Here is a 19,576-nt window from a genome sequence, read left to right on the forward strand (position 1 = left end):
GTGTCGGTCAGGCGGCCCTGCGTATGGCGCTTCTGGCGGGGATGACGCACACGTCGCCATCGCTGCTGGTCGCCGTCGTCAGGGCGATGCCGTACAGCGCGGCCAGGGCGGGCACGGCGCCGGCATCGCTGGCGATATCGGCCACCAGCCGGCCCGAACGCACCAGCAGCAGCCGCTCGAAGCCCAGCAAGGCGTGGTTGATGTCGTGCAGGATGGCGACGACGGCGTGGCCGCGCGCCGCGCAAAACTGCTGCAGGCTGTCGAGCAGCTCGAACTGCAGGCCGGGATCGAGCGCCGCCAGCGGTTCGTCGACGAGTATCAAGCCATTTTCCACATCCCACATCTGCGCGAAGATGCGCGCCAGCTGCACCCTGGCCTGTTCGCCGCCGGACAGGGTGTCCAGGCGCCGCCCCAGCAAATGCGCGGCGTGCGCCAGGGCGGCCGCCTCCTGCACGATGCGCTCCAGCTGCGGGTCGGCCAGGCGCGCCACCCGGCCCAGGCCGATCACCAGGTCCGACAGCAAACCGAAGGCCACGTTCGAGTCCTGCGGCAGGACGGCGCGGCGCCGCGCCAGTTCGGCCAGCGGCCACTGCGCCAGCGGCCGTCCCGCGAACGCCACCTGGCCCGCCTGCGGCCGCAGTTCGCGCGCCATCAGTTTCAACAGGGTCGACTTGCCCGCGCCGCTGGGGCCGAGGATGGCGATGCGCTCGCCGGGCGCCACCCGCACATTGAAGGGGCCGAAATACTGCTGGCCCAGTTGCGTGGTGGCGAACGTGAGTTCCAATAAAGGCGTCATGCCCATCCTTTCAGGCCGTGCCGTGGCGGAAGCGCCGCAACAGCATCAGGAAAAATGGCCCGCCCAGCAAGGCCGTGAAAATGCCGACGGGCACTTCCGCGGGTATGGCCACCGTGCGCGCCAGGGTATCGGCCGACAGCAGCAGCAAGCCTCCCATCGGCATCGCCAGCGGCAATACCTTGCGCTGGTCGGCGCCCAGCCAGGTGCGCACCAGGTGCGGCGCGATCAGGCCGATAAAACCGATGCCGCCGCACCAGGCGACGGCAAACCCCGTCAGCACGGCCACCAGCACGATCACCTGCGTGCGCAGGCGGCCCACGTCGACGCCCACGTGCGATGCGGCCGCTTCGCCCAGCGCCAGCGCATTGAGCGCGCGCATCAGGTAGCGCGTTGCCCACAGCGCGCCCGCCAGCACCAGCAGCAGGGCCGCCACCTGGCGCCAGCTGCCGGCCGACAGCGAACCCAATGTCCAGAAAGTCAGCGTGCGCAATTGATCGTCGCTGGCCAGGTAGATGCACAGGCCCATGACGGCCACCGTGATGGCGTTCAGCGCCACGCCCGTCAGCAGCAGGCCGACGATGGAGCCGGGCGTGGCCCAGCGGGCGACCCGGTCGAGCAGCACGCAGACGAGCATGGCGCCGGCAAACGCGGCGGCCGGCAGCAGCCACACGCGCAGTTCGGGCGCCACGTGCAGGCTGGCGGCGAAAACGATGGTGGCCGCGCCCGCGCAGGCGGCGCCGCTGCTCACGCCCAGCAGGCCCGGGTCGGCCAGCGGATTGCGGAACAGCCCCTGCGTCAAGCCGCCGGCCAGNACGGATATCCCACAGCCCATCCGCGCCGCCGGACAGCGCCGCGTCGCCCGCTTGAACCGGCGCCAGCCAGTCGGCCAGTGCCACGGACACGGCGCCCGCCTGCACGGCGACGAGCAAGCCGCCAGCCAGGGCCGCGGCCAGCAGCCCGCGGGCGCCCCAAGGCGCCCAGCGCCAGGGCGCGGCGCAGACCAGGGAAGCCACGTTCATGCCGCCATGGCTTGGGCAAACGCGGCATCGAGTTCGGCCAGCGCCTGCGGCATGCGCGGGCCAAAGCCCAGCAGCAGCATGGCTTCCTGCGAGACGATGCGCTGCTTGCGCCCGGCCGGCGTCTGCGCCAGCCCTGGCAGTTTCAGGATGCCATCCACGCCGCCCGACGCTTTCAAGCCCTGGTCCGTGACGAGCACGATGTCGGGCCGCGCGGCGATCACGGCTTCGGGCGTGAGCGGTTTGTAGCCGGCGAATCCACCCTGGCCGCCCATCACGTTGACGGCGCCCGCATACGCGAGCATGGCGTCGGCGCCCGTCTCGCGCCCGCCCACCATCACCTGGTTGGGCGCATGGGCGAGGATGAACAGCACGCGCACGGGCGCATGCTGGCGCTGCTGTACCTTGGCCAGGGCGCCGTCCCACTGCTGCTGCAGGCTGTGCGCCAGGCGCGCGGCGGGGTCGGGACGGCCCGTGATCCGGCCCACCTGCTTTACGCGCTCGAGCAAGCCTTCGAATCGGTTGTTCGCGCTGAGCACCGCCACCGGCACGCCTGCGTCGCGCACCTGGCGCAGCACCGCTTGCGGCCCCGCTTCCTCGGTGGCGATCAGCTGCGTGGGAGCGAGCGACAGCACGCCTTCGGCCGACAAGGTGCGCGCATAGCCCACCTGCGGCAGTTGCTGCGCCACGGCCGGGTGCAGCGAGGTGGTGTCGACGCCTACCAGCTCGCCCTGCGCCTCGAGCGCATACACGATTTCCGTCAGCGCGCCGCCCACGCTGACGATGCGCCGCACTTTGGCCAGCGGCTTGCCCGCGTCGGTCACTGCCGCCAGCACCTGCATGGGCGCGGCCAGGGCCAGCGCTCCGGCCCCCATTTTTTTCAGCGCGATGCGGCGCGCCACGCTGGCGGCGATCATGCGGCGCATAGTTCGCCCTCCTGCGCCACCCTGTCGACGATATGGCGCCATTCGCACAATTCATGCACGCCCGGCTTGCGTTCGCCGAAGAACATGACGATGGTGTCGCCCTTGGCGTCGAACAGTTCCACGGACGTCACCAGGCCGTCGACGGTCGGTTTTTTCACCACCCAGGCGCTGGCGACATGGTCTTCGCGCAAATGCAGGTTGAAGCGCGCATCGAGGATGTTGATCCACGGCCCCATCACGGCAACCTTGTGCACGGGTCCCGAATGGATCTGGATCATGCCGGTATTGCCGACGAAGGCCATGATGGACACTTTTTCGCGCGCGGCATCGTTGAGCAGGTCGAGCACGCAGGAGGTGTCAATCTGCTGCACGAAGCGCGCTTCGGCCAGGCGCAGGCCCTGCAGGCGCGAGACCGCATATGTTTTCAGCAAAGTGAAGAATTCGTGCGTGTCGCGCAAGTCGGCCCAGGCGGCGCGAAAACCGGCCACGTCGATCTGCGCGTCGGGCAATTCGGCCGGTGGCGCCGCCGGCGCCGTCACGGCGATGCCGGCCGCCTGGTCGGCGTCGGCAAAGCGCGCCACCAGCGCGTCGTAGGCCGCCAGCTCGCTTTGCGGCTTGAGAAAAATCTTGTGCACGGCGTGGCCGGCAGCGTCGAAAAATTGCAGGCTGCGCTGCACCTCGTGCCCGCCCGCGTCCACCTCGCGCACGGCAAAGCCATGCGCCCACTGGCGGTAGAACACGCGCAGGTCGATGTCGCCGCCCAGTACCAGGCCCACGTGGCTGTTGTGGCTGGCCTTGCGGTAGACGCCTGTCTTTTCATGCACGCACGAGGCGTTGCGCGTCAGCGCCATGACTTCGCCCAGCGGTTCCAGCGCGGCCAGGATGGCGGGCCAGTCCGCCTGCAGGCGCTCGGCGCCCAGCAAGGCGCCATCGGCCAGCGACAGGCCCGCATGCGCGGCGATCAGTTCGCCCTCGGAAATGGCCAGTTGCTCGGCGATATCGCGGTGGCGGGCCTTGCTTTCGCGGCGCAGGCGGGCGAATTCGCTGACGATCAGCTCGGTATTGCAAACAGGGGGCATGCTCGACACGGTGTCTCCTTTCAGGGCGAACACTGGCTGGCATGGGCTGGCTGGTGGTGGGGGAATCTTGAAATCAATTATAAATGAGAATCATTCGCAATCAAGACTTATTTGTGCGCGCGCAGGACGGAGCAAAAAAAAAGCGCCGCGACGGGAAACCCGTCGCGGCGCCAAAGGAGACCGATCGATACGACTGATCAGTGTTGAGAAAATGTCAGCGTTGAACTCAGGCGCTGGCCTGTACTGCCGGCATGGCGGCCGGTTTCGCCGCGGGGCGCTGCGCCAGCAAGACCACGGCGGCCAGTACCATGGCGCCGCCCAGCAATTGCGTGCCGCTGACGGATTCCTTCAGCAGGGCGACGCCGAAGGCCATCGTGATGACGGGCTCGAACGTGGAAATGATGGAAGCCTTGGCTGCGCCGATCTGCGCCACGCCGGCAAAGAAGGCGGCAATGGCGATGGCCGTCGAGAACAGGGCGATGGCGCTGACGGCCAGCCAGCCCGTCGCCGTGCCCGGGAAGGAAACACCTTGCCATAGAGCAATTGCGCTGTTCGACAGGCCTGCCGTGCCCAGAATCACCACGCAAGCGGCCAATGGGTGAATATTCTCGCGGCTTTTCGACAGGCTGTTGCCAAACAGAATGTAGACGGCGTACACGCCGGCGGCCATCAGCGCCAGCGCGATGCCGATCGGCTGGCCCTGCAGCTTGCCGCCCAGGGTGATGGCCATGCCGGCAATGGCCAGCGCCATCAGCACCAGCATGCGCCGGTCCAGCTTTTCCCAGCCCAGCGCCAGCGCCAGGATCGTCACCAGCACGGGATACACATACAGCAGCATGCCGCACAGGCCGCTGCTGGCATACATGAGGGCATTGAAATAGCCTTGCGACTGGGCCGTGTACATCAGGCCCATCAGCATATAGCCGGCCAGCAGGCGGCCGCGCGGCAGGCGCCAGCCGCCCAGCCACACGAGCGGCAGCAACAGCATGGCGGCGATGACGAAACGCAAGGCCAGCATGGTCGACGGGTTGACCCCGGACGCATAGGCCGCCTTGGCAAACACGGCGGAACTGCCGAAACCGGCGGCCGACAGCAACACCAGCGCAACGGCGCGGCGATCAGACATGACTAAACCTCTTTCAGTAACACCTGGGTAAACCTGCTGCGCGTCGCGCTTTGCGGCCGGCGATGCTCACCGCCTCGGCGGCCCCGTACAAGTACGGTTGCGCTTCTCAGCCACAAATCACTGCCGCTCGCGACGGTTTTCCCAGACGTTGTAAATATTAATGCCAAGCAAGGCTGGAAGATGATGCGTGCGTGAATCCTATTGCGGGTCACTTCATGCAGTGACGGCATCATATTCGCTTGCGCAAAATGAAACAAACCAATATTCTTCACGGATAGGCCGAATAATACTGAGGCTCAATTCTCTTGAAGACTGCCATGTCACGTCCCTTGCCACCGCTCGCCGCCCTGCACGCCTTCGAGGCGGCCGCCCGCCATGAAGGTTTCCAGCGCGCGGGCGAGGAATTGCACGTCTCGGCCGGCGCCATCGGCCACCACGTAAAGCAGCTGGAAGCGTGGCTGGGCATCGTGCTGTTCCAGCGCCTGCCGCGCGGCGTGGTGCTCACCAGCGCCGGCCAGCGCTATGCGGCGTCGCTGGGCCCCATCCTGAACCAGCTGGCCGACGTCTCCGAGCAGGCGCGCCGCCAGGGCGACGACAAGGTGGTGACGGTGACGGCCACCAGCTCGCTCGTCTCGCGCTGGCTGATGCCGCGCCTGGGCCGGCTGCGCGACCGCTATCCGCAGATCGAGCTGCGCGTGCTGGCGTCCATGCACCCGGTCGACCTGGCGCGCGATGGCGTGGACGTGGCCATCCGCCTGGGACCGGGCCGCTATCCGGGTCTCAAAGTGGATTTACTCATGGAAGAATGGTTTTCCGCCGTCTGCAGCCCCGATTTCCGCGCCAACGCGGCCAGCCTGCGCCAGCCGGCCGACCTGCTGCGCTACCCGCTGCTGCACGACGAGCCGGAGGTGCACCTGCCCGGCGAAATCGACTGGACGCGCTGGCTGCACAGCTGCGGCGTGCATTACAGCGGCAATAGCGGCAACAGCGGCGCGCGCTTTTCGCACACCTATCTATGCCTGGACGCGGCCGCCAGCGGCCAGGGCGTGGCCATCGCCGCCAGCCCCCTGATCGGCGACGACCTGCGCTCGGGGCGCCTGGTGCGCGTGTTCGAACACGCGGTACGCGGCCCCCACTGCTACTACCTGCTGCGTTCGCCCCAGGCGGAAACGCGGCCCCTCGTGCACGCGTTCTGCGAATGGCTGATCGCCGAGGCGCGCGCCGACCAGGAAACCGTCTGGCCCGCCGTGGAGACCGCATGACGACACACGAACTGGCGCGCAGCGCCGCATATATTGTCCAGCACGAATACGAACACGCCAGCGTACTGGCCGCCGATGGGCGTCACGCCAGCCTGGGCGAATTCTATGGCGACCCGGCCGCGGCCTTGATCGACGTCAATGAGCAATGGTGCGCCGTGGCGGGCGAGGGATTGGTGCTGTGCCGGCTGGGCCAGCCGTTCGGCCCGTGCGTGGAATACTTCCGCCAGCCGGGCGAAGTGCGCTGGATCGCGGCTTTACGGCAAACGGGAGCGTTTGCGCTGGAATGGCGGGATGAGGATGGGGCTTGGCACAGCCTCGATTTCGACTTTGAAACGATTGTAATGGAAACTTCGCGACGCCCCGCAAAACCGCAGCGGGCGGAAGGGAGAGGCGGCTAAGAAGCGCCCCCGTATTCTGTACGGGGGCGCCGAGCCGGTGAGCATCGCAGGTCGCCTATACCGACGCGCAGTGGGTTTTGCGAGGCATCTTCACGTTACAGTTTAATAAAGTGCTCGCGGTAGTACTTGAGCTCTTCGATCGATTCCAGAATATCGGCCAGGGCCGTGTGCTTCTGGTGCTTCTTGAAACCGGTGGCGATTTCCGGCTTCCAGCGCTTGCACAGCTCTTTTAATGTCGATACATCAACATTGCGATAGTGGAAGAACGCTTCCAGTTTCGGCATGCCGCGCACCATGAAGCGGCGGTCCTGGCCGATGGTGTTGCCGCACATGGGCGACTTGCCTGCCGGTACGTATTTCTTCAGGAACGCGATCAGTTCCGCTTCCGCCTGCGCTTCCGTCACGGTCGACGCCTTGACCTTGTCGATCAGGCCAGAGCGGCCATGCGTGCCCTTGTTCCAGGCATCCATCTTGTTCAGGGTTTCATCGGATTGATGAATCACAAACACGGGGCCTTCGGCCAGCAGGTTCAAGTGCATGTCCGTCACCACCACCGCCACCTCGATGATGCGGTCGGTATCGGGCTCCAGGCCCGTCATTTCCATGTCGACCCAGACCAGGTTCATTTCGTTTGGACGTGCGGGCACGGTGGGTGCGGGGGTGGATGCAGCTAAGTCGGTCGCTTGTGACATAATTCTCTCTTGGCCTAATCAAACTAAATAATCAGCCATTTTCTCACAGGCACAGAATGTATTCACTCGCGTTTTCGATTTTGTTTGTTTCCGTCCTCGTTTTGACCCTGACCGTGCGCTTCTGGCTGGCCTCGCGGCAAATCCGCCACGTGCTGGCCCACCGCGCCCTTGTGCCGCACGAATTCGCGGAAAAAATCCCGCTGGCGGCACACCAGAAGGCGGCCGACTACACGGTGGCGAAGACCAAGTTCGGCCTGCTGACCCTGCTGGTCAACTATGCCGTGCTGATCGGTTTTACCTTGCTGGGCGGCCTGCAATGGCTGGCGCTGCACATGCACGAGCTGACGGGCCCGGGCATGGCATACCAGATCGGCCTGATCGTTGCCTTCGCCGCCATTTCCGGCCTGATCGACCTGCCCTTCGAGTACTACCAGCAGTTTGTGCTGGAGCAACGTTTTGGCTTCAACATGATGAGCAAGAGCCTGTTTTTCACTGACTTGCTCAAGAACATAGGCATCACGGCGGTACTTGGCCTGCCGCTGCTCTGGGTCATTCTTGTCCTGATGGCGAAAAGTGGCGACCTGTGGTGGTTCTATGCCTGGCTCGTCTGGAGCGCGTTCTCCTTGCTGATGATGATCATCATCCCCAACTTTGTTCACCCGCTGTTCAACAAATTCACGCCGCTGGCCGACGAAGCGCTGAAAAGCCGCATCGAAGGCTTGATGCGCCGCGTGGGTTTCGCCTCGAAAGGCCTGTTCGTCATGGATGGCTCGAAGCGCAGCGCCCACGGCAATGCGTATTTCTCGGGCTTTGGCGCCAACAAGCGCATCGTCTTCTTCGACACCCTGCTGTCGCGCCTGGCGCCGCAGGAAATCGAAGCCGTGCTGGCGCACGAACTGGGCCATTTCAAGCTCAGGCACATCGTCAAGCGCATCGCCATGATGTTCGTCATCTCGCTGGGCTTTCTGGCGCTGCTGGGCTATTTGAAGACGCAGCCGTGGTTCTATGCGGGCCTGGGCGTCGATCCCGTGGCGCTGGCGCTCACGGGCCAGCCGACGGATGCGCTGACCTTGCTGCTGTTCCTGCTGGTGTTGCCGGTATTCACTTTCCTGCTGGGACCGTTGGCCTCGCTCAGCTCGCGCAAGCATGAATTCGAGGCCGACGCCTTTGCCGCCACGCACACGCAGGCGGACGACCTGGTCTCGGCCCTCGTGAAGATGTATGAAGACAATGCGTCGACGCTGACGCCCGACCCGCTGCACTCGGCCTTCTACGACAGCCATCCGCCGGCCAGCGTGCGCATCCGCCACCTGAAAGGAGCAACCGCATGAGTACGCCATCCACACTGCAAGAGCTGGCCCAGCTGTCCTGCGCACCGCGCCAGCACGCGCTGGGCGACACCGGTGTCGCCACCCTGCACGCGCTGCTGCCGCAATGGAGCGTGCGACAAGGCAAGCTGTGCCGCGACTTCGGCTTCAAGAATTACTACCAGACCCTGGCGTTCGTGAACGCCCTGGCCTACATGACACATACGCAAGACCATCATCCGGAGCTCATCATTACTTACAAAACCTGCGCCGTGCGCTACGACACGCATTCGGTCAACCAGGGCGCCGGCGGCCTGTCCGAAAACGACTTCATCTGCGCCGCCAAGGCCGACCTCATTTACCAGAGCAGCCAGGTGGCCCCATGAGCGAAGGCAAGTTGACGGGCGTCATCATCGCCGCCCACGGACGCCACTACCTGGCCGACGTGGATGGCGCCAAGCTGCAATGCGTGACGCGCGGCAAGAAAACCAATGTGGCCGTGGGCGACATCGTGCACCTGACCCGCACCTCCAGCGACCAGGCCGTCATCGACCGCATCGAGGAACGCAAGACCCTGCTGTACCGCTCCGACCAGTACAAATCGAAGCTGCTGGCGGCCAATTTGACGCAGCTGTTCATCGTCGTGGCGACGGAACCGGGCTTTGCCGACGACCTGATCTCGCGCTCGCTGGTGGCGGCCGACGCGGCCGGCATCGAGGCGCGCATCATCCTGAACAAAACGGACGTGACGGCCTCGCTGGAGCGGGCCCGCGAGCGCCTGCTGCCGTATTCATCGATGGGCTATCCCGTCGATGAAGTGTCGGCGCGCGCCGAGCCGGAGCACGCCGTGGCCACCCTGGCGCCGCTGCTGGCGGGCCAGTCGTCCATCCTCATCGGCCAGTCGGGCATGGGCAAGTCATCCTTGATCAACCTGCTGGTGCCGGACGCCGACATCGCCGTGCGCGAAATCTCGGCCGCCCTGGACACGGGCAAGCACACGACGACCTTTACGCGCCTGTACAAGCTCGACGAACTGGGCGCCAACAGCTCCATCATCGATTCGCCCGGCTTCCAGGAATTCGGCCTGTACCACTTGAGCGAAGGCATGCTCGAGCGCGCTTTCCGCGAATTCCAGCCCTACCTGGGCGGCTGCAAGTTCTACAACTGCCGCCACCTGATCGAACCGCAGTGCGCCATCCTGCAAGCCTTGTCTGAAGGCAAGATCACCAGGATGCGCCATACGCTGTACGGCCAGCTGCTGCACGAATCGGCGCAGACGCTGTATTAAGCAGTTGCCGCCAAGCAAACATCGCAATATAAAAACCTCGGCCGGCAAAATATAATTTTGCAGCCGAGCCCGCCTTCCGACTTTAATCCGAAAACCGTTCATTCGCCGTTTTATGCGCTTCATCGCATAAAACCCGCCATCCATCGCCTGCCGCTGGCGATGGCCCGGCGCGTTTGTTAACTTGACACCAGTCCCTGCCGGAAACCCGCCAGCGACCACGCGATCTAACTCCGAGCAATCCCGCCACCCTGATCGAAGGTGAATGTCATGCATACCAAACGCTTCCTCCCCGTCCTTGCCGCCGTCTTCGCGCTCGCCGGCAGCGCCGCCCAGGCCCAGACTGCCGCCGCGCCGCAAGCCGCCGACAGCGTGCGCGTCACGTCCGGCACCTATTACCACGTCACGGCACGGCAAGCCTTCGAGATCGAGCAGCAATACCGGCTGTCGAACGGCCAACGCCTGCAAATCGATCAGGCAAGCAACCATTTCTACGGCCGCCTGATCGATGAGCGCGAATGGCAGGAAAAGCCCGCCGTGGAAATCTACCCGACGGGACCCGGCCAATTCGTCACCAGACGGGGGACGACCTTCGTCTTCAGCAATGAAGGCGAGCATGTGGTGATCGACGACGCCCAGCTCTTGCCGGGACTGCACATGCCTGCCGCCATGCGCAGCGCCAGCACCGCCTCCGGCAACGCCGGCATCCGCCTGGTATCGCGCTAAACCCGGCGCCGGACGATGGCGCGGCGGGCATGAATCGCCATGCCGCGGTGCCGGCGCGCGGCGCACAATTCTGTCCTGCACACTGAACAATTCCCCTGAATGCAGCTTACAATGCGGTGACGCATGGCCTGTCCCGTCGCAGGCTGGCGCCACTGTTTGCGGGGAGTATGCTTGAATGGAAATGTTCGCGCTCGAACATGACGTAGCACAGTGGGACAGTGCCTTGCTGCCGTTGCGCGGCGCCGGGCGCGTCCCGCTGCTGCTGTTGCTGTCCTGGCATTTGCGCCAGCGTAATTGCGCCAGAGCCATTGCGCTGAGCGAGGAAGCCCATTTATTGCTGCCACTGGCCGGGCTGGAACCGGCCGCACTGGAACAGGCGCGTGCGCGCCTGCAGCTGGTGCAGGCGGAAGTAGCATGGCTGCAAGGTTCGCTCGATGCGGCAGAAAGCCTGGCGCTGGCCGCGCAGGCCATCTCGTGTGCGCACGACAACGGCACCGCCTGCGCCGACGCCCACTGGCTGCTGTCCTCGATCGCCGTCGACCGGGGCGACCATGCGCGCCGCGATGCGGAACTGCAGGCGGCGGCCGAGCAGGCGCGCCGCGCCGGCGACGCCTTGCGCGCCAGCCTGGCCGACGCGGCAACGGCGCGCTGGGCCGTCCTGCACGATGCGCCAGCCGCCCAAGCCCGCTGGGGCAGGCAGTTTCCGGCCGACGGCGGCAAGCTGCCCGCGCCGCTGGCTACCTGGGTGCACGACTTCCACGGCTTGCTGGCGCATACCTCGCGCGACCTGGGCACGGCCGCCGGCCATTACATGCAAAGCTATGAGGCGGCGCTGGAAAGCGGCCAGCTGCGCGGCGCCATCACGGCCGCCATCAATATCGGCGACTGCTTCGCCAGCCTGAACGACCACGAATCGGCGCTGGAATGGATGCAGTGCGCACTGGACCTGGCGCGCCCGACAGGCTGGCCGCGCAGCATCGGAGCTTGCCAGACGCATGCGGCCGAAACCCTGCGCAAACTGGGGCGCCTGGCCGCCGCCGAGGAATTGCTGCGCGAAGCGCTGCAGACCCTGGCGCCCGTCACGGGCGCGCGCACCTATGCCAACGCCCTGCTGCACTTGGGCGAACTGAGCCTGGACAAGGGCGACTACGATACGGCGCTCGACGCCTTCAGCCGCCTGGCGCAGCGCGCCGAAGCGCTGGGGCAAGCGGATTTCCGCAGCGTGGCGCAGCGCGGCAGCGCGCACGCGCTGTCCTACCTGGACCGCCCGGACGAGGCGCACCAGGCGGCGCAGGGGGCGTGCCAGCTGGCCGCCGCCCAGGGCGACGCCATGCACCAGGTGGCGGCGCTGCGCGTGCTGGCCATGCTGCATGCGCGCCACGACTTGCCGCCGCCGCCCGGCATGCAGGAACGCAATCCGGCCCTGCATTTCCTGCACCAGGCGCTGCAGGTGGCCGCCTCCATCGACGGCTATGTGCCGCCCGGCGAACTGCTCGATGCGCTGGCGCGCGAATATGCGCACGCGGGCGACTATGCGCGCGCCTACGATATCGCGCTCGACGCGGGCGTGGCGCGCGAAAAAAGCCACACCCAGCAGGCGAACAACCGCGCCACGGCCATGCAGGTCTACCACCAGACGGAGCACGCGCGCTCGGAAGGCTATCACCACCGCGAACTGGCCGCCTCCGAGGCGCGCCGCGCCGAAGTGCTGCAGCAGACCAGCGACACCCTGGAGCGCCTGTCGGCCATCGGCCAGGAAATCACCACCCACCTCGACGCCGGCGCCGTGTTCCAGGTGCTGGACCGCCATGTGCACGCATTGCTTCCAGTCAACACCTTCGCCGTCTACATGCTCGATCCTGCCGGCACGGCGCTGCGGCGCGCGCACGGCATGGAAGCGGGCCGTCCCCTGCCCGACAACGCCATTCCGCTGAGCAATCCGCGCGCCTATTCCGTGCGCTGCCTGCTGGGCCGGCGCGAAGTGTATATCGCCCAGGTGCCGCCCAAGCGCCATGCCTACACGGTGCCCGGCACCCTGCATAACCAGAGCGTGCTGTACGTGCCCTTGACGGTGGGCGAGCGCGTGCTGGGCGTGATGACGGTGCAGGCTTGCCATGCCGACGCGTATGGCGAGCGCGAGCGCCTGATCTTCCGCACCCTGTGTGCGTATGGCGCCATCGCGCTCGACAACGCCAGCGCCTACCGCCAGCTGCAAGATGCCCAGGCGCAACTGGTGTCGCAGGAAAAACTGGCCGCCCTCGGCTCGCTGATGGCCGGCGTGGCGCATGAGCTCAATACCCCGATCGGCAACAGCCTGCTGATCGCCAGCACCATGCAGCAAAAGACGGAGGACGTGGAACGCCTGATGAACGGTCCCGGCCTGCGCCGCTCCGACCTGGCCGCCTACATCGACGATGCGGGCAAGGCGGCGGCGCTGGTGATGCGCGGCCTGCACAGCGCGGCCGACCTGGTCAACAGCTTCAAGCAGGTGGCCGTCGACCGCACCACCGAGCAGCGGCGCCAGTTTGATCTGCAGCAAGTGAGCAATGAAATCATCGCCACCGTCATGAACCGCATCCGCGGCTCGGGCCACCGCATCGAGATGGAGATCGGTTTCGGCATCGCCATGGACAGCTATCCGGGGCCGTTCGGCCAGGTGATCACCAATCTGATCAACAACGCCCTGCTGCACGCCTTCGCCCCCGCGCCCAACGACGGCGCCGCCGGCACGGGCTGCATGCGCCTGTCCGCCACGCTCGACGGGACCCGCGTGCAGATCGTGTTTGCCGACAATGGCGGCGGCATCGCGAAACAGCACCTGTCGCGCATCTTCGACCCCTTCTTTACCACCAAGCTGGGCCAGGGCGGCAGCGGCCTCGGCTTGTCGATCAGCTATAACATCGTCACGGCCCTGCTGGGCGGCACCATCGAGGTGGCCAGCAGCCCGGCCGGCACGCGCTTCACCCTGGACTTGCCGCTGGTGGCGCCCCAGCTCGACGCCGCCGCGCCGGCCAGCATCTACTAGCATGCTGCGAGGACGGGCTTGCTTGCCTATACAAGTACCCGTCCGGACGGTCTTTCCAATCTAAAAGCAAAACCCTTATAATTGAACGGCTGAAGTCCCTGCCATTGCATTATTTTCAACGTGGCAAACCGCATCGTTCCGCGCCGCCAGCGTGCGCGGACGACGATCAACACAGCAGCGCGCCGGGCAAGGCCGTCATCAGCGAGAGAGGTTTCAGCTGATGCAAGCCGGCGGGAAAGGCACGCCGCCGGCGGCCTGCGCATCTTCAAGTGGTCATTATGTCGACAAAAAAACCGATCAAGCACTACCTCCAGTTCTCCGATTTCACGTTGGACGAGTATGAATACGTGATCGAACGCGCCCATCTGATCAAGCGCAAGTTCAAGAATTACGAAATCTACCATCCACTGATCGACCGCACCCTGGTGATGGTCTTTGAAAAGAATTCCACGCGCACGCGCCTGTCTTTCGAGGCCGGCATGCACCAGCTGGGCGGCGCCGCCATCTACCTGAACACGCGCGACTCCCAGCTGGGCCGCGGCGAGCCGGTGGAAGACGCGGGCCAGGTCATGTCGCGCATGTGCGACATCATCATGGTGCGCACCTTCGGCCAGGACATCATCGAGCGTTTCGCCGCCAATTCACGCGTGCCCGTGATCAACGGTCTGACCAATGAACACCACCCGTGCCAGGTGTTTGCCGATATCTTCACCTACATCGAACACCGCGGCTCGATCGCCGGCAAGGTCGTCGCCTGGATCGGCGACGCCAACAACATGCTGTACTCGTGGCTGCAGGCGGCCGAGGTATTCGGCTTCCACGTCAACGTGTCGACGCCGAAGGGCTATGACATTGACCTGGCGCAAGTCAAGACGGCGCGCTACACTTTCTTTGACAACCCGTCCGACGCCTGCGCAGGCGCGCACCTGGTGAACACGGACGTGTGGACCAGCATGGGCTACGAAGCGGAAAACGCGGCCCGCATTGCCGCCTTCGACGGCTGGATCGTCGACGGCGCAAAGATGGCCCGCGCCGCGCCCGACGCCCTGTTCATGCACTGCCTGCCTGCGCACCGGGGCGAGGAAGTGGCCGCCGAAGTCATCGACGGCCCGCAATCGGTCGTGTGGGACGAGGCGGAAAACCGCCTGCACGTGCAAAAAGCGCTGATCGAATACCTGTTACTCGGTAAAATCCAATAATTCGCCTGGAATTGCAGAAATCCCGGCAGCATCGCACCACATACATCGACAACGACAACTGGAAGCAATATGAGCGACATTAAAAAAGTAGTCCTGGCCTATTCCGGCGGACTCGACACCTCCGTCATCCTGAAATGGCTGCAAGATAACTACCAGTGCGAAATCGTCACCTTCACGGCCGACCTGGGCCAGGGCGAGGAACTGGAACCGGCACGCGCCAAGGCCATCAAGTTCGGCATCAAGCCGGAAAACATCCACATCGAAGACGTGCGCGAGGAATTCGTGCGCGATTTCGTCTTCCCGATGTTCCGCGCCAATACCGTGTATGAAGGCGAATACCTGCTGGGCACCTCGATCGCCCGTCCTTTGATCGCCAAGCGCCTGATCGAAATCGCCAACGCCACGGGCGCCGACGCCATTTCGCACGGCGCCACCGGCAAGGGCAACGACCAGGTGCGTTTCGAACTGGGTGCCTATGCGCTCAAGCCGGGCGTGAAGATCATCGCCCCATGGCGCGAGTGGGACCTGCTGTCGCGCGAAAAACTGCTGAAATACGCGGAAGACGCCGGCATCGAAATCGACATGAAGCACAAGAACGGCGGCGCGCCGTACTCGATGGACGCCAACTTGCTGCACATCAGCTTTGAAGGCCGCCACCTGGAAAACCCGAGCGCCGAAGCGGAAGAAACCATGTGGCGCTGGACCGTCAGCCCTGAAAAGGCGCCGGACGAGGCGGAATACCTGGACATCGAATACGAAAAAGGCGACATCGTCGCCATCAACGGCGTGCGCATGTCGCCGGCCACCGTGCTGGCAGAACTGAACAAAGTTGGCGGCAAGCATGGCGTGGGACGCCTGGACCTGGTGGAAAACCGCTACGTCGGCATGAAATCGCGCGGCTGCTATGAAACCCCGGGCGGCACCATCATGCTCAAGGCCCACCGCGCCATCGAATCGATCACCCTGGACCGCGAAGTTGCCCATCTGAAAGATGACCTGATGCCGCGCTACGCTTCGATGATCTACAACGGCTACTGGTGGGCGCCCGAGCGCGTGGCCCTGCAAACCCTGATCGACCACACGCAGGAAACCGTGAACGGCTGGGTACGCATCAAGCTGTACAAGGGCAATGTCATCGTCGTGTCGCGCGATTCGAAGACCGATTCGCTGTTCGACATGAACATCGCCACCTTCGACGAAGACGGCGGCGCCTACAACCAGGCCGACGCCGGCGGCTTCATCAAGCTGAACGCCTTGCGCATGCGCATCGCCGCCATCGCCCGCGAAAAACGGGGCCAGAAGTAATTGCCGGGAGGCACCGCCTCCCGCACCAGCAAAAGCCGCCCCCGGGCGGCTTTTTTACGTCTGGAGCGCACTCGACCGCGATTTACGGCCGTGCACGTCCCGACATCGCCCCCATTTTGCTGTCTGCATGGCAAAATGCTACAGTGCAATTTAGAGCACCTAACATAACCTACTGCGCGTCGCGATTTGCGGCCTGCGATGCTCACTGTGCATGCGCACAGTTGCGCTTCTCAGCCACAACTCGCTGCCGCTCGCTACGGTTCTGTTAGGCGCTCTTAGTCGAAAACTTCCCGCTTCCGGAGCCACCATGTTCAAAGACCTGAGTATCAAGAATAAACTGTACCTGGGCTTCGGCTCGATCGTGGCCATCATCCTGATCCTGCTGAGCGTGGCCTACAACAGCTTTTCGCGCCTGTCGGATGCCAATGCATGGGACCGGCACACGATGGAAGTATTGATCGAGATCGACAAGATTCACAATTCCATCCTGCAAATCCAGGTCGAAACCCGCGGCTACATCCTGACCGGCAATGAAACCTCGCTGACGCCGGAAACGGATGAAACAGGAGTGTTGAGCCAGCACACGCAAAAAGCCATCGCCATGACGGCCGATAACAAGGTGCAGTCGGAACGCTTCCGCAAGATCGACCAGCTGACCACCACCTGGGTCAAGGACTGGATCAATCCCCTGATCGAAAAACGCCGCGCGCTGGGCAATGCGCCGGGCGCCACGGAAGCGGTGGCGCGCACCATGCCGCCATCGGGCTATCCGGCCGTGGCACAGGCCAACAAGCTGCTCGACGAGGTGGCGGCGGAAGAATCGCGCCTGCTGGCCGAGCGCACGGCCAACACGGCAAAACTGCAGGAAACCATGATGCTGACGCTGGCCCTGGGCGGCCTGCTGTGCGTCGTGCTGGCACTGGGCATTGCCTACCTGCTGGGCCGTTCCATCCTCGGTCCGCTGAACAACCTGACGGACGCCGTCGGCCGCATCGCCGCCGGCGAACAGGGCGCGCGCGCCGCCATCATCTCGCGCGACGAACTGGGCAAGGTGACGGAAGAATTCAACCGCATGGCGCAAACCATCCAGGACAACCAGGCCAATGAGCTGGCCGCCACGAATACCCTGCGCGCCAAGGTCGATTCGCTGCTGGAAGTGGTATCCAAGGCGGCCTCGGGCGACCTGACGGGCAAGGTCGGCATCACGGGCAGCGACGCCATCGGCCAGCTGGGCAACGGCCTGGCGAAGATGTTTGAAAACCTGCGCAGCCTGCTCAACAATGTGCAGAAGGCCGGCATCCAGGTGACGACGTCGGCCACGGAAATTGCCGCCTCGGCGCGCCAGCAGGAAGCCACGGGTATTGAGCAAGCGCAAACGAGCGTGGAAATTCTCAGCACCACCAAGGAAATTTCGGCCAACACGAGCCAGTTGCTCAAAACCATGGAAGACGCCACCGCCGTGGCCGACTACACGACGAACGCGACGGCCGAAGCGCAAAACAACCTCAAGCGCATGGATTCGACCATGCAGCATATGGTCTCGGCCACCGATTCCATCAACGCCAAGCTGGCCGCCCTGTCGGAAAAGGCCAGCAATATCAACAGCGTACTGATCACCATCACGAAAGTAGCCGACCAGACCAACATCCTGTCGCTGAACGCCGCCATCGAGGCGGAAAAGGCGGGCGAGGCGGGCCGCGGCTTTTCCGTCGTGGCGACGGAAATCCGCCGCCTGGCCGACCAGACCTCGGTCTCCACCTGGGATATCGAGCAAATGTTGAAGGAAATGCAATCTGCCGTGTCGGCCAGCGTGATGGGCATGGATAAATTCTCGGAGGAAATTCGCCGCAGCGTGGGCGAAGTGCGCCAAGTGGCCGAGCAGCTGTCGTCCGTCATGGACCAGGTGCAGAAACTCACGCCGCAGTTCGACGCCGTGCTGCAAGGCATGCAGTCGCAGGCCATCGGCGCCTCGCAAATCTCCGACACCATGATGCAGCTCAATGACGCCACGCAGCAGACGGTGGAGTCATTAAAAGCCACCAGCGAAGCCGTGCACCAGCTGCAATATGCGGCGGGCGACCTGCAGTCGAGCGTGTCGACCTTCGCCGTGACCATCTGATCCCATGAAAGTACTGCTCTTTCACATCGGACGCGACCGCTACGGCCTGCCGCTGGCCGGCATCGTGCGCGTGCTGCCGCTGCTGGAACTGAAGCAGCTGCCGCTCACGCCCGATTACGTGGCCGGGCTGATGGACTTGCACGGCGTGCCCGTGCCGGTGATCGACCTGGCGCGTCTGGCCGGACTGCCGGCCGCCGCCGCGCAGTTCGACACGCGCATCGTCGTCGTCGACTACCGCGCGCCCGGCGGCGGGACGACGCACGCCCTGGGCCTGCTCGCTTCGCAGGTGCGCGGCATCGCCGACATCGATACCGACAAGCTTGAAGACAGCGGCGTGGCCATGGCGCCCTTCCTGGGCCAGGTGGCCAGCGACGCCGACGGCATCGTGCAGCTGGTGGAACTGCAGCAGCTGCTGCCGCCCGACGTGCGCGCGCTGCTGTTCCAGGGCGGGAGCGCGGCATGACGGCGCAGGCGCTGCTGCGCCGCGCCACCGGCCTGTCCGTGTCAAAATCGGTGGCCGAGCGGGCCGTCGGCCAGCGCATGGAGCAGACGGGCTTTAGCGACAGCGCAGCCTACCTGCAGGCGCTCACGCCGGTGGAAATGACGCAGCTGATCGAGCTGGTGGTGGTGCCCGAGTCGTGGCTGTTCCGCGATCCGCAGGCGTTCTACGCCACCGTCGAACTGGTGCAGGAACGCTGGGCACGGGGGCGCGCCACGCGCATCCTGTCGATTCCCTGCGCCGGCGGCGAGGAACCGTATTCGATGGCCATGGCGCTGCGCGACGGCGGCGTGCCGAAACAGGCGTTCAGCATCGACGCCTACGACCTCAGTCCCGGCTGCATCGAGCGGGCGCAGGCCGGCATCTATGGCCGCAACGCCTTCCGCGCCCAGGACGTGGCCTTCCGCGAACGCTATTTCACGCACGTGGCCGATGACGCCTACCGCATCATCGACGCCCTGCGCGAGCAGGTCACTTTCCGGCAAGGCAATCTGCTGCAGTTCGATATCGCCGCCTACAGCCGCCACTACGACGTCATCTTCTGCCGCAACCTGCTGATTTATTTCGACAAACCGACCACGCGCGCGGCCATCGCGAACCTGTCCGCCCTGCTGGCCGACGACGGCATGCTGCTGGCCGGCTATGCGGAAGTGCCGTCGTTCTGCCAGAACGGCTTTGCGCCGCTGCAGTTCCGCCAGGCCTTCGCCCTGAAAAAGGAGGCCGCGCCGCGGGCGTCCGTCATGCAGGTCGCGCCCGTGGCGCCGCGCCACGCCTTGCGCAGCGTGCCGCCGGCCATGCCGCCTGCCGTCCCACCGC

At 64.9% G+C, this 19,576-nt stretch carries 18 protein-coding genes; 12 read left to right on the forward strand and 6 right to left on the reverse strand.

The features are described from left to right. Positions 1-7 precede the first annotated feature (7 nt). The 5 genes from CBW50_RS13915 to CBW50_RS13935 form a co-directional block, all read right to left on the reverse strand. Entirely contained in the window at positions 8-796 is a 789-nt protein-coding gene (locus tag CBW50_RS13915) for an ATP-binding cassette domain-containing protein (protein ID WP_086146135.1), read from the reverse strand. A 10-nt stretch (positions 797-806) separates the two neighbouring features. After that, the gene (locus tag CBW50_RS13920) at positions 807-1,628 is read right to left on the reverse strand and encodes an iron ABC transporter permease (protein WP_253251941.1); all 822 of its coding nucleotides are present in this window, start codon (positions 1,626-1,628) and stop codon (positions 807-809) included. A gap of 183 nt (positions 1,629-1,811) precedes the next feature. Further along, positions 1,812-2,738 carry a hemin ABC transporter substrate-binding protein gene (locus tag CBW50_RS13925; protein ID WP_086146110.1) on the reverse strand — a complete coding sequence of 309 codons (927 nt, stop codon included), beginning with the start codon at positions 2,736-2,738 and terminating at the stop codon, positions 1,812-1,814. Then, positions 2,726-3,817, reverse strand: coding sequence for a ChuX/HutX family heme-like substrate-binding protein (locus tag CBW50_RS13930; protein WP_086146111.1), 1,092 nt, complete (start codon positions 3,815-3,817; stop codon positions 2,726-2,728). Before CBW50_RS13930 ends, CBW50_RS13925 begins: the two co-directional genes overlap by 13 nt. 226 nt (positions 3,818-4,043) lie before the next feature. Further along, on the reverse strand, positions 4,044-4,943 hold the full coding sequence (locus CBW50_RS13935) for a DMT family transporter (RefSeq protein WP_086146112.1): 900 nt from the start codon (positions 4,941-4,943) through the stop codon (positions 4,044-4,046). A gap of 317 nt (positions 4,944-5,260) precedes the next feature. Between CBW50_RS13935 and gcvA the strand changes: the two genes are divergently transcribed. Together gcvA and CBW50_RS13945 are read left to right on the forward strand one after the other, a co-directional pair. Continuing rightward, a complete protein-coding gene (gcvA, locus tag CBW50_RS13940) occupies positions 5,261-6,205 on the forward strand; it encodes a transcriptional regulator GcvA (RefSeq protein ID WP_086146113.1) in 945 nt (314 codons plus the stop codon). After that, on the forward strand, positions 6,202-6,603 hold the full coding sequence (locus CBW50_RS13945; protein WP_086146114.1) for a hypothetical protein: 402 nt from the start codon (positions 6,202-6,204) through the stop codon (positions 6,601-6,603). The genes gcvA and CBW50_RS13945 overlap by 4 nt, the downstream gene beginning before the upstream one ends. A gap of 95 nt (positions 6,604-6,698) precedes the next feature. On the opposite strand, the gene orn is transcribed toward CBW50_RS13945, so the two are convergent. Next, positions 6,699-7,295 carry an oligoribonuclease gene (gene orn / locus CBW50_RS13950; protein WP_170909761.1) on the reverse strand — a complete coding sequence of 199 codons (597 nt, stop codon included), beginning with the start codon at positions 7,293-7,295 and terminating at the stop codon, positions 6,699-6,701. Positions 7,296-7,351: 56 nt separating this feature from the next. Here orn and CBW50_RS13955 point away from each other — a divergent pair, with 56 nt between their 5' ends. The 10 genes from CBW50_RS13955 to CBW50_RS14000 all read left to right on the forward strand — a co-directional run. Then, entirely contained in the window at positions 7,352-8,626 is a 1,275-nt protein-coding gene (locus tag CBW50_RS13955; protein ID WP_086146115.1) for a M48 family metallopeptidase, read from the forward strand. Then, a complete protein-coding gene (locus CBW50_RS13960) occupies positions 8,623-8,988 on the forward strand; it encodes a 4a-hydroxytetrahydrobiopterin dehydratase (RefSeq protein WP_086146116.1) in 366 nt (121 codons plus the stop codon). Before CBW50_RS13955 ends, CBW50_RS13960 begins: the two co-directional genes overlap by 4 nt. After that, positions 8,985-9,890: a ribosome small subunit-dependent GTPase A gene (gene rsgA, locus CBW50_RS13965; protein ID WP_086146117.1), complete on the forward strand. Its 906-nt coding sequence runs from the start codon at positions 8,985-8,987 to the stop codon at positions 9,888-9,890. The genes CBW50_RS13960 and rsgA overlap by 4 nt, the downstream gene beginning before the upstream one ends. Positions 9,891-10,157: 267 nt before the next feature. Then, positions 10,158-10,613, forward strand: coding sequence for a hypothetical protein (locus CBW50_RS13970; RefSeq protein WP_086146118.1), 456 nt, complete (start codon positions 10,158-10,160; stop codon positions 10,611-10,613). 181 nt (positions 10,614-10,794) lie between these two features. Beyond that, on the forward strand, positions 10,795-13,638 hold the full coding sequence (locus CBW50_RS13975; protein WP_226936190.1) for an ATP-binding protein: 2,844 nt from the start codon (positions 10,795-10,797) through the stop codon (positions 13,636-13,638). Between the two features lie 278 nt (positions 13,639-13,916). Continuing rightward, entirely contained in the window at positions 13,917-14,837 is a 921-nt protein-coding gene (gene argF / locus CBW50_RS13980; protein ID WP_086146120.1) for an ornithine carbamoyltransferase, read from the forward strand. A 69-nt stretch (positions 14,838-14,906) separates the two neighbouring features. Further along, positions 14,907-16,142, forward strand: a complete 1,236-nt coding sequence (locus CBW50_RS13985; RefSeq protein WP_034759383.1) for an argininosuccinate synthase — start codon at positions 14,907-14,909, stop codon at positions 16,140-16,142. Positions 16,143-16,449: 307 nt separating this feature from the next. After that, positions 16,450-18,261: a methyl-accepting chemotaxis protein gene (locus tag CBW50_RS13990; RefSeq protein ID WP_086146121.1), complete on the forward strand. Its 1,812-nt coding sequence runs from the start codon at positions 16,450-16,452 to the stop codon at positions 18,259-18,261. Positions 18,262-18,265: 4 nt separating this feature from the next. Further along, positions 18,266-18,724: a chemotaxis protein CheW gene (locus tag CBW50_RS13995; RefSeq protein ID WP_086146122.1), complete on the forward strand. Its 459-nt coding sequence runs from the start codon at positions 18,266-18,268 to the stop codon at positions 18,722-18,724. Next, positions 18,721-19,576, forward strand: an 856-nt coding sequence (locus tag CBW50_RS14000; RefSeq protein ID WP_086146123.1) for a protein-glutamate O-methyltransferase CheR, incomplete at its 3' end; no start/stop codon positions are given. The genes CBW50_RS13995 and CBW50_RS14000, both read left to right, overlap by 4 nt.

This window comes from Janthinobacterium sp. GW458P (genome assembly GCF_002127585.1).
Lineage (GTDB): Bacteria > Pseudomonadota > Gammaproteobacteria > Burkholderiales > Burkholderiaceae_D > Janthinobacterium.

Bases quoted from the DNA above. Each gene is read 5' to 3' on its own strand.
- argF (WP_086146120.1), top strand. From the start codon at position 13,917: ATGTCGACAAAAAAACCGATCAAGCACTACCTCCAGTTCTCCGATTTC.
- rsgA (WP_086146117.1), top strand. From the start codon at position 8,985: ATGAGCGAAGGCAAGTTGACGGGCGTCATCATCGCCGCCCACGGACGC.
- CBW50_RS13990 (WP_086146121.1), top strand. From the start codon at position 16,450: ATGTTCAAAGACCTGAGTATCAAGAATAAACTGTACCTGGGCTTCGGC.
- CBW50_RS13995 (WP_086146122.1), top strand. From the start codon at position 18,266: ATGAAAGTACTGCTCTTTCACATCGGACGCGACCGCTACGGCCTGCCG.
- CBW50_RS13975 (WP_226936190.1), top strand. From the start codon at position 10,795: ATGTTCGCGCTCGAACATGACGTAGCACAGTGGGACAGTGCCTTGCTG.
- orn (WP_170909761.1), bottom strand. From the start codon at position 7,295: ATGTCACAAGCGACCGACTTAGCTGCATCCACCCCCGCACCCACCGTG.
- CBW50_RS13935 (WP_086146112.1), bottom strand. From the start codon at position 4,943: ATGTCTGATCGCCGCGCCGTTGCGCTGGTGTTGCTGTCGGCCGCCGGT.
- CBW50_RS13930 (WP_086146111.1), bottom strand. From the start codon at position 3,817: ATGCCCCCTGTTTGCAATACCGAGCTGATCGTCAGCGAATTCGCCCGC.
- CBW50_RS13945 (WP_086146114.1), top strand. From the start codon at position 6,202: ATGACGACACACGAACTGGCGCGCAGCGCCGCATATATTGTCCAGCAC.
- CBW50_RS13915 (WP_086146135.1), bottom strand. From the start codon at position 796: ATGACGCCTTTATTGGAACTCACGTTCGCCACCACGCAACTGGGCCAG.
- CBW50_RS13955 (WP_086146115.1), top strand. From the start codon at position 7,352: ATGTATTCACTCGCGTTTTCGATTTTGTTTGTTTCCGTCCTCGTTTTG.
- CBW50_RS13985 (WP_034759383.1), top strand. From the start codon at position 14,907: ATGAGCGACATTAAAAAAGTAGTCCTGGCCTATTCCGGCGGACTCGAC.
- CBW50_RS13960 (WP_086146116.1), top strand. From the start codon at position 8,623: ATGAGTACGCCATCCACACTGCAAGAGCTGGCCCAGCTGTCCTGCGCA.
- CBW50_RS13925 (WP_086146110.1), bottom strand. From the start codon at position 2,738: ATGCGCCGCATGATCGCCGCCAGCGTGGCGCGCCGCATCGCGCTGAAA.
- gcvA (WP_086146113.1), top strand. From the start codon at position 5,261: ATGTCACGTCCCTTGCCACCGCTCGCCGCCCTGCACGCCTTCGAGGCG.
- CBW50_RS13970 (WP_086146118.1), top strand. From the start codon at position 10,158: ATGCATACCAAACGCTTCCTCCCCGTCCTTGCCGCCGTCTTCGCGCTC.